Genomic DNA, 9,180 nt, shown 5'->3' with positions numbered 1-9,180 from the left:
TCGTACACATTTACAAGATGCGGTGCCAATTCGTCTTGGACAAGAGTTTAAAGCATACTCTCGTGTACTTGAACGTGATATGAAACGAATTCAACAATCGCGTCAACATTTATATGAAGTAAATATGGGGGCAACTGCAGTTGGTACAGGCTTAAATGCAGATCCAGAATATATTGAAGCAGTTGTAAAACATTTAGCTGCAATTAGTGAATTACCGCTTGTTGGTGCAGAAGATTTAGTAGATGCGACGCAAAATACGGATGCTTATACTGAAGTATCTGCAGCGCTTAAAGTATGTATGATGAATATGTCTAAAATTGCGAATGACCTTCGCTTAATGGCATCAGGTCCGCGTGTTGGTTTAGCGGAAATTATGTTACCAGCTCGTCAACCAGGTTCATCTATTATGCCAGGGAAAGTAAACCCTGTTATGCCAGAGGTAATTAATCAAATTGCGTTCCAAGTAATTGGTAATGACCATACAATTTGCCTTGCTTCAGAAGCAGGACAATTAGAATTAAACGTTATGGAACCAGTACTTGTTTTCAACTTACTTCAATCGATTAGCATTATGAATAACGGTTTCCGTGCCTTTACAGATAATTGCTTAAAAGGAATTGAAGCGAATGAAGATCGCTTAAAAGAGTATGTTGAGAAAAGTGTAGGAATTATTACAGCCGTGAACCCTCATATCGGTTATGAAGCAGCAGCTCGCGTTGCGAAAGAAGCAATTGCAACAGGCCAATCCGTTCGAGAACTTTGTGTGAAAAATGGTGTATTGTCACAAGAAGACTTAGAGTTAATTCTAGATCCATTCGAAATGACACACCCAGGGATTGCAGGAGCAACTCTTTTAAAGAAAAATTAAAAGAAGAGGGGGACAATCCCCTCTTTTTTGTTTACAATATAGAAATGCTATATATGAATAGAGGTAGGGATGTTATGAGCAAGTTTACAGTAGCTTCTAATGGTGCATTAGAAACAACATTAAGAGGAGCAGAAGTATTATCAACACCACTTTTAAATAAAGGGGTAGCTTTCACACAAAATGAAAGAGAAGAGTTAGGTTTAAAAGGGTTATTACCGCCAGCGGTTTTAACGTTAGAAGAACAGGCACGCCGAGCATACGAACAATTTAGTTCTCAGCCGGATGATTTATTAAAGAATGTATACTTAACTGCGTTACATGATCGAAATGAAGTATTATTTTATCGTATATTAACAGATCATTTACGTGAAATGTTACCGATTGTATATACACCAACTGTCGGTGTAGCAATTCAAAGATATAGTCATGAATATCGTAAACCACGTGGTGTTTATTTATCAATTAACGATCCATCAGGTATTGAAGAAGCATTCACGAATATCGGTGCAACAGCTGAGAACATTGATTTAGTCGTTGTAACAGATGGAGAAGGCATATTAGGAATTGGTGACTGGGGCGTTGGTGGTATTAACATCGCAATCGGAAAATTAGCTGTTTACACTGCTGCAGTTGGAATCGATCCTAGTCGTGTATTACCGGTAATTTTAGATGTAGGTACAAACCGTGAGGAGTTATTAAACAATCCATTTTATATTGGAAATCGTCACCCTCGTATAACAGGTGAAGCTTACGATGAATTTATTGATACGTTTGTACAAGCGGTAAACAAACAATTCCCGAAAGCACTTTTACATTGGGAAGACTTTAGCTCTCGTAACGCACGAAAAATTTTAGATAAATATCGTCATGATGTTTGTACGTTTAATGATGATATTCAAGGTACAGGTGCAGTTTCACTTGCGGCAGTATTATCGGCAGTGAAAGCTTCTGGTGTACCGCTAAGTGAACACCGCGTTGTTGTATTTGGTGCTGGTACGGCTGGAATCGGTATCGCAGATCAAGTTAGAGATGCGATGGTCCGCGTAGGCGTATCTGAAGAAGAATCATATAAGCGTTTCTGGTGTATTGATCGTAACGGGTTAGTTACAGATAATATGGAAGATCTTCTTGATTTCCAAATTCCGTACGCAAGAAAAGAAGCAGAAGTAAGTGAGTGGAAAGAAAATGATGTGATCGGACTTGCTGAAGTTGTGAAACATGTAAAACCGACAATTTTAATTGGTACATCTACTGTTGCAGGTGCATTTAAAGAAGAGATTATTAAAGAAATGGCTTCTCACGTAGAAAGACCAATTATTTTACCAATGTCGAATCCGACGCCACTTGCTGAAGCAAAACCAGCAGATTTAATCGAGTGGACAGAAGGAAGAGCGTTAGTTGCAACAGGAAGTCCATTTGAACCAGTTACATATAACGGTGTAACGTATGTGATTGGACAATCAAATAATGCACTTATTTTCCCAGGTCTTGGTCTTGGAACAATTGTAGTACGAGCAAGTGTCATGACGGATGGAATGTTCGCAGCAGCTGCTGAGGCAGTTGCAAGTATGGTAGATACAAGTCAGCCAGGAGCACCTATTTTACCAGAGGTCGAAGAATTACGTAATATCTCAGAAATGGTTGCAATTGAAGTAGCTAAAGTTGCAGTTGCAGAAGGTGTTGCAAGAGTGAACTTAAGTGATAACGATATCAAGATGGCAGTGAAAGAAGCAATGTGGAAGCCAGAGTATCGCCAAATAAAAGCGGTAGAAAAGGTTAGAATATAGAAAAAAAGCCCGTTTATAACAATAAGCGGGCTTTCGCTTTTACTACTGAAAAAAAGTATAGGAAGTGTCACCTTTGAATTGGAATCAATTATGGAAGAAAGATATGTCCCTTTTAATTATATTAATGGTCGTTGTTCCGATTGCTGGGGAGCTGAACTTTCATCCCTTTAATGATACGTTTCGAGTTAGCTTCGGTACACCGCTATTCTTCTTTTTATTATTATTTTTAAGAAGAGTACCAGCAGGAGTTGCAGGTATTCTTGTTGGTATATCTGTAGTCTTATTCCGAGTATGTCTTGACTGGATCATGCAAGGTTCATTTCATATGACAGAATCATTTTATTTGCGTTATCCTGTGTTCTTCTATTATTTTATTTATGGCAGTTTTTTTTCGCTTTGCAGGGTAAATAAGTTCCATCAGAAACCAATCATTATTGGATGCCTTGGGATTTCAATTGAAATTGTTGCAAGTATGTCAGAACTTGCGTTTTATCACATGTTAGTACTAGGTACAACAATAACGATTTCTGAAGTAAATAAACTCATCATTATTGCTATTTTTCGTAGTTTCTTTGCACTTGGTTTTTTAAATATGATGAATTTATATGAAACGAAATTAAAAGAATCGCAAGTTCGAAAAGAAAATGAAAATATGTTAATGCATCTTTCTAATTTATATGTGGAATCTGTTCATTTGAAAAAGACGTTACAAAATGCGGAGTTAATTACACAAGAAGCATATCAACTATATCGAAATTTACAAGTAAGCGCTGATTCAAGTAGTAAAACAGCATTGAAAATAGCGGGGGAAGTGCATGAAATAAAAAAGGATAATCAAAGGATATTTGCAGGATTATCTAAACTGTTATTAGATAAAAATGTGGCTGAATATGTAGAAGGACATGAGTTAGCAGAAATGATTGTTAGAATAAACGAGAAGTATGCTGAAATGCTAGAAAAGGATATACGTTTTTCTAAACATATAGAAGGTGAGCATGCTGCATACCACGTGTATACAGTTCTATCAATTTTTAATAACCTCGCTGCAAATGCAGTTGAAGCAATTGAAGATAAAGGTGTCATTATTATTAAGCTATATAAAAGAGATCAACATATATTTTTTGAAGTAATTGACGATGGACCTGGTATTGCACAAAAATATAAGAAATTAGTATTTAAGCCAGGATTTACTTCTAAGTATGATCAAACGGGAACACCGTCAACTGGTATTGGGCTTTCTTACATAAATGAAATGGTAACAGAGCTAGGCGGAGAAGTGAGATTAGAAGGCCGAGAAAATAAAAGAGGATGTAAGTTTATCGTTTGTTTACCAGAGGGTAGTTTAAAGCGGGAAGGGGAATAGATTTGTTTTATTATATCGTAGACGATGATGAAGTTTTCCGTTCGATGCTTTCGCAAATTATTGAAGATGGAGATCTTGGAGAAGTAATTGGTGAGGCGGATGACGGAGCTTTTATTGAGGCGGATCAACTAAATTTTAAAAAAGTAGATATTTTATTTATTGATTTGTTGATGCCGATGAGGGACGGAATTGAAACAGTTCGTCACATTGCGTCAACTTTCACGGGGAAAATCATTATGATTTCTCAAGTGGAATCGAAGCAGCTTATAGGTGAGGCATATACACTTGGTGTAGAATATTATATTACAAAACCATTAAATAAAATCGAAGTTGTATCTGTTGTACGCAAAGTGATGGAGCGTATTAGATTGGAGCGTTCTATACACGATATTCAAAAATCATTGAATAACGTGTTTCAGTGGGAAAAACCGCAATTGCGTACTGAACCAGTGCAAGAAGGAAAAAAGATAGGGGATTTAGGGCGCTTTTTACTATCAGAACTCGGTATTGCGGGAGAGAATGGAAGTAAAGATTTACTTAGTATGCTGGAATATTTATATGGTCAAGAAAAGGCACAGACATTTGAGTTTGGCTTTCCTGCGTTAAAAGAAATTTTCCATCATATTACGATAAGAAAATTAGGGGATTTAGCTTTAGAGGCGGATATTGATAAAGAGAAAAAAGCGTCTGAACAAAGAGTACGTCGAGCTATTTATCAGTCGTTAAATCATTTGGCTTCTTTAGGATTAACAGACTTTTCAAATCCAAAATTTGAAAGCTATGCTCCAAAATTTTTCGATTTTACCGTAGTTAGAAAACGGATGACAGAAATGACGAAAGATGAACTCGCATCTTCTGGTCATACGCGAATTAATACGAAAAAGTTTATTCAAGTGTTGTATTTTGAGGCGAAGAGGTTGATGGAGATAGAGTGAAGAAGATGCTTATAAATAAGCATCTTCTTTTGTTAAATCAACATTTTATATTTTCTCGTGGAGCATGTAAAATGTTAAGTAAGAGAAAATGGTTTTATATTAAGGAAGTGTCAAAGCAATGAGTTTCACATTGAATAAATCGATTATTAAAGAAGTGTGCGGAGAGACCTCATATAAAAGAGGTGAAGCCTATTATAAATCAAATAAAGTGATAATAGATCAGTACGATGAAAATAAAGAAATTTGTGAGGCGACAGTAAAAGGGAACGAGGATTTCCATGTTACAGTAGCAAAAGCCAAAAAGGGTGATGTTGTTGCAAAATGTAGTTGTCCTTCATTAGCGTCTTTTCAAACGTACTGTCAACATGTTGCAGCAGTATTAATACAAATAAACTATAATCAACAAACAGGTAGAATGAGCTCCACTAGTAGCAGAAATGATCAATTGACAAGTGGTATGTTTCAGCTGTTTGCAGACAAACCACTGAGGCCAAAAAGTAAACAACACCGTTTTGATACACGTGAAATATTAGATATTGAGTTTATATGTACACCAGTAGCTACGAGAAGTGGTGGGGCTCTTCTTGGAATTCAATTGAAACTTGCCAAAGTGTATTTCATAAATCATATTAGAGAATTTCTTTCTAAGGTGGAGAAAAGGGAATCTTTTCATTGTTCAAATGAATTTACATATACACCAGATGTACATAGTTTTAAACAAGAAACGGATGCGATTATTCAGCAGCTCATTAAAATGTATCATAACGAAAAAATGTATGAAGATACGCTAGAAGTACATGCGAAACAAGATGAAAGTATGATATTTATACCACCAGCTTCATGGAAAGATATGCTCTCTTCACTTTCTAAAGTTGAATATGTACAGCTGAAACAAAATGAACAACTGTTTCAGGGATTACAAGTTTCAAAAGGGTTGTTGCCGTTACACTTTGAATTTACGAAGGGAAATAATGGCGGATTTACACTTCATATAGATGGTTTAAATCGTGTACAAGTTATGGATATGTATAACAATGCACTTTACGATGGGAAATTATATCACTTACACATTGAAGATTGTATGCGACTTATTGAATTACAAAAGATGATGAGTCGCTCAAATAGTAATCAGTTTTATATTCCAGAAAGTAAGATGGAACATTTCGTCGCGAAAGTTGTACCAGGATTAATGAAGCTCGGAACTGTACACATTGATGAAGTAATATCGGATCGTGTTGAAACACCTTCGCTAAAAGCGAAATTGTATTTAGACCGCGTGAAAAGTCGCTTATTAGCAGGGCTTGAATTTCACTATGGGAACGTCATGATTAATCCGCTAGAAGAGGATGGACAGCCGTCTGTTTTTAATCGTGATGAGAAAAAGGAAAAAGAGATTTTAGACATTATGAGTGAAAGTGCCTTTGCAAAAACAGAAGGCGGTTACTTTATGCATAATGAAGAAGCTGAGTATAACTTTTTATATCACGTCGTGCCAACATTAAAAGGTTTAGTTGATATTTATGCGACGACAGCAATCAAATTGCGAATTAGTAAAGGGGATGCAGTTCCTCTTATTACAGTGAGAAGAAAAGAAAGAATTGATTGGTTGTCATTTCGTTTTGATATAAAAGGAATACCAGAAGCAGAAATTAAAGGTGTATTAGCGGCCCTTGAAGAGAAACGTAAATATTATCGATTGGCGAACGGTTCGTTTTTATCGCTAGAGAGTAAAGAGTTTAATGAAATTAATCAGTTTATAAAAGAATCAGGTATTCGGAAAGAATTTTTACATGGAGAAGAGGTAAATGTTCCACTTATTCGGAGTGTAAAATGGATGAACGGACTTCATGAAGGCAATGTTTTAAGTTTAGATGATTCTGTTCAAGAGTTAGTAGAAAACATTCAAAACCCGAAAAAATTAAAGTTTGCTGTGCCAAATACTTTAAATGCAGAAATGAGAAAGTATCAAGTATATGGATTCGAATGGATGAAAACACTTGCTCATTACCGTTTTGGCGGTATTTTAGCAGATGATATGGGACTTGGAAAAACGTTGCAAAGCATTGCTTTTATAGATTCTGTTTTGCCTGAGATTCGAGAAAAGAAACTACCTATATTAGTCGTTTCACCATCATCTCTTGTTTATAATTGGTTTAGTGAATTGAAAAAATTCGCCCCGCATATTAGAGCAGTTATTGCAGATGGAAACCAAGCAGAGCGCCGGAAAATTTTGAAAGATATAACGGAATTTGATGTCGTAATTACGTCATATCCATTACTGAGAAGAGATATAAGATTATATGCAAGACCATTTCATACACTATTCCTTGATGAAGCGCAGGCGTTTAAAAACCCTACAACGCAAACGGCAAGAGCTGTGAAAACAATTCAAGCTGAATACCGTTTTGGGCTAACGGGTACACCTGTAGAAAATTCATTAGAAGAGCTATGGTCTATCTTCCATGTCGTCTTCCCAGAATTATTACCAGGAAGAAAAGAGTTCGGTGATTTAAGGCGTGAAGATATAGCGAAGCGAGTGAAACCATTCGTATTAAGAAGATTAAAAGGGGACGTATTAAATGAGTTGCCAGAGAAAATAGAGCACTTACAATCATCGGAGTTATTACCCGATCAAAAGAGTCTCTATGCTGCTTATTTAGCGAAGCTAAGGGAAGAAACGTTAAAGCATTTAGACAAAGATACGTTACGTAAAAATAAAATTAGAATTTTAGCTGGTTTAACGAGATTGCGACAAATTTGTTGTCATCCTGCTTTATTTGTTGATGATTACAAAGGAAGTTCAGCTAAATTTGAACAACTGTTAGAGATTTTAGAGGAATGTAGAAGTACAGGGAAGAGAATATTAATTTTTTCTCAATTTACGAAGATGCTTTCCATTATTGGTCGTGAGTTAAATCGACAAGCAATTCCATACTTTTATTTAGACGGGAGTACACCAGCGCAGGAACGTGTAGAGCTGTGCGATCGGTTTAACGAAGGAGAAGGAGATCTATTTCTCATTTCTTTAAAAGCTGGTGGTACCGGACTTAATTTAACTGGTGCAGATACAGTAATATTATACGATTTATGGTGGAATCCAGCTGTTGAACAACAAGCGGCCGATAGAGCGTATCGAATGGGACAAAAAAATACAGTGCAAGTTATAAAGCTAGTAGCTCAGGGAACAATTGAGGAGAAAATGCATGAACTGCAAGAAAGTAAGAAAAATTTAATTGCTGAAGTGATTGAGCCGGGAGAAGAAAAATTAGCATCCATCACGGAGGAAGAAATACGAGATATTTTAATGATTTAATATGAAAAAGCTATGCTTTCACATGTGAAAGCATAGCTTTTTGTTGTAATAATTATATTTTGTTTTGTACAAAGTAAAGAAATCAAATGTTATTTAAATTACTTCTTTGTACCTTTACTTTTGTATGGCTTTGCAGCTGCCTTTTTCTTTGCACTTGATTGCCAACGGTTCCATCCTTTACTTCCTGTACCTTGTCCTACACCTTTTTTCGGTTTTGCCTTCGTTTTACTCATATGATCACTCCGTTATTTAAAAATCTTATTTGATAATAGTCAATGATTTAGAAAATACTCTTTATAAATGACTATGATTGCTTTAAGTAAAAATAAACTGCTTGAATGCTATAGTATATCATGAAATTGCAAGTAAACTGAAAGGAATTATAAAGAAAATGAAAATAATAAGAAATACTGCGGATTCTATATTCCGAACGATCACATTAATTATTGTGTATACGTTAGTTTCGGTCAGTGAAACATTTTTTGGATTGACGAGGCAGAAAAAGTAAAGATGTTAAATTAACAACAATCAATAAAGCCGTAAAATAAAGAATTGAAAAATATTTTAAAACTTTTTGTTGACTTTCTTTATTTTTTGTATAGAATAATCATTAATAAAATGTTTCAGAGATGTGACAACAAAACGACTATGAAAGGACGAGTAGTAGTAGGACGTAGTTTAAGCGAGTCAGGGGTGGTGTGAGCCTGATACGAAGCCTATTATGAAGAACCTCCTGGAGTTGCTAACCGAAATCCTTTATAGGAAAGTAGACTTAGCCGGGAACTTCGCCGTTACAAGAAGAACAGTATCGAGATATTTCATCTCCGTATTGTATAAGTGAGCAACCTCTGTTGCTAATTTGGGTGGTACCGCGGAACCAAAGCCTTTCGTCCCAGTTTTTTGGGAAAGAAGGG

General features: G+C 35.8%; 6 protein-coding genes and 1 other annotated feature. Of the genes, 5 read left to right on the top strand and 1 reads right to left on the bottom strand.

The window, feature by feature from the left end:
* The 5 genes from ACK1U5_RS09765 to ACK1U5_RS09745 form a co-directional block, all read left to right on the top strand.
* Positions 1-868 (top strand): lyase family protein (locus ACK1U5_RS09765; protein ID WP_448814817.1); only part of this gene is annotated, 868 nt, incomplete at its 5' end.
* A gap of 74 nt (positions 869-942) precedes the next feature.
* Complete coding sequence (gene malS / locus ACK1U5_RS09760; protein ID WP_016109742.1) at positions 943-2,655, top strand: oxaloacetate-decarboxylating malate dehydrogenase; 1,713 nt, start codon at positions 943-945, stop codon at positions 2,653-2,655.
* A 64-nt stretch (positions 2,656-2,719) separates the two neighbouring features.
* A complete protein-coding gene (locus ACK1U5_RS09755; protein ID WP_002004878.1) occupies positions 2,720-4,018 on the top strand; it encodes a sensor histidine kinase in 1,299 nt (432 codons plus the stop codon).
* Positions 4,019-4,020: 2 nt separating this feature from the next.
* Positions 4,021-4,953 (top strand): response regulator, encoded by a 933-nt coding sequence (locus tag ACK1U5_RS09750; protein WP_000500302.1) that lies wholly within the window; start codon positions 4,021-4,023, stop codon positions 4,951-4,953.
* A 118-nt stretch (positions 4,954-5,071) separates the two neighbouring features.
* Complete coding sequence (locus ACK1U5_RS09745; protein WP_044584339.1) at positions 5,072-8,266, top strand: DEAD/DEAH box helicase; 3,195 nt, start codon at positions 5,072-5,074, stop codon at positions 8,264-8,266.
* A gap of 98 nt (positions 8,267-8,364) precedes the next feature.
* Here the strand turns inward: ACK1U5_RS09745 and ACK1U5_RS09740 are convergent, their stop codons facing one another.
* Positions 8,365-8,499, bottom strand: coding sequence for a DUF3934 domain-containing protein (locus ACK1U5_RS09740; RefSeq protein WP_000047588.1), 135 nt, complete (start codon positions 8,497-8,499; stop codon positions 8,365-8,367).
* Between the two features lie 406 nt (positions 8,500-8,905).
* Positions 8,906-9,164, top strand: a binding site (T-box leader).
* The last annotated feature ends 16 nt before the right edge of the window (positions 9,165-9,180 follow it).

The organism is Bacillus sp. XB1, from assembly GCF_053557995.1.
The sequence above is the reverse complement of the archived record's forward strand: the minus strand, read 5'-3'. Positions and strand labels throughout refer to the sequence as shown.